Below are 939 nucleotides of genomic sequence, written 5' to 3' on the forward strand. Positions count from 1 at the left end.
CGGGAAGAACGAGGCGGGAGGGGAACGGGCGTGACGGAACCGCTGGAGAAGCGCCTGGAGAAGGCCATGGCCGAACTGCACGCGGCCCAGGAGGCGGTCGCGCGCACCGAGCGCGAGCTGCGGACGGCGTCGTTCGCCGTGCTCTCCTCCGACCGCGCGGTCCGTGCCACTTCGGGCCCGCAGGGTGAGCTGACCGGGATCGAGTTCCTGGACAACAAATACCGTGACATGTCCCCCCAGGAGCTGGCCGCCAGCGTCCTGGAGGCGGCGAGCGCGGCCCGCCTGAAGATGAACCGGCATGTGATGCGGGCGATGGCCCCCTTCGCCGAGCCCAGCAGCAACGTGCCGGAGCTGAAGGGCTTCGAGCTGGACTGGGAGCGCATCTTCGGACCCGAGGTGCTGCGCGAGGACGACGAGGACGCGGCACGGACCGGCCCGGCCACCCCCGCCTGGCGGGACGCGCTCGGCGACGAGGGAGAGGACTGACGGATGGGGCAGCGGTACTACGTCGACCCGCATCGCATCGAGGCCCTGGCACAGCAGTTGGAGGAGATCGGCACGCTCACCAGGAGCATGACCGAGGAGTTCCTCGACGAGCTGGCGCCCACGGTCTCGTGGCCCGGCACCAACAGCGAGTTCTCGGAGAAGGCCAGACCGCAGGAGCAGAAGGAGCGGCAGACCACCAAGGACACCATGCTGTCCATCCGCGACGCACTGGTCGGCATCACCGACGCCACGGTCAGCAACGTCCGGATGATGAAGGACACCCGTGACCGCAACATCGACGAGATCGAGCACGGCAACAACCGCCTCGACGCCGACGGATTCGACGGCCCGGGCGGACATGGCCGCCGCTGATCCGCGAAGCGCAGGCCGCTCCCGTACGCGATCGGGAGCGGCGGCTCCCACCTGCCCGGACGCCCCGCGAGGCGGCCACCG

Annotated in this window: 2 protein-coding genes; both read left to right on the forward strand. The window is 70.2% G+C overall.

Going from position 1 to position 939, the window contains the following annotated elements:
* Positions 1-30 precede the first annotated feature (30 nt).
* On the forward strand, positions 31-486 hold the full coding sequence (locus tag V9U70_RS12505; protein ID WP_336674762.1) for a YbaB/EbfC family nucleoid-associated protein: 456 nt from the start codon (positions 31-33) through the stop codon (positions 484-486).
* 3 nt (positions 487-489) lie between these two features.
* On the forward strand, positions 490-858 hold the full coding sequence (locus V9U70_RS12510; protein ID WP_336674765.1) for a hypothetical protein: 369 nt from the start codon (positions 490-492) through the stop codon (positions 856-858).
* The last annotated feature ends 81 nt before the right edge of the window (positions 859-939 follow it).

This window comes from Streptomyces pratensis (assembly GCF_037137275.1).
Classification (GTDB): domain Bacteria; phylum Actinomycetota; class Actinomycetes; order Streptomycetales; family Streptomycetaceae; genus Streptomyces; species Streptomyces pratensis_B.

What these genes read in the sequence shown, in the direction of transcription:
- V9U70_RS12510 (WP_336674765.1), top strand. Translation starts at nt 490, where the DNA reads ATGGGGCAGCGGTACTACGTCGACCCGCATCGCATCGAGGCCCTGGCA.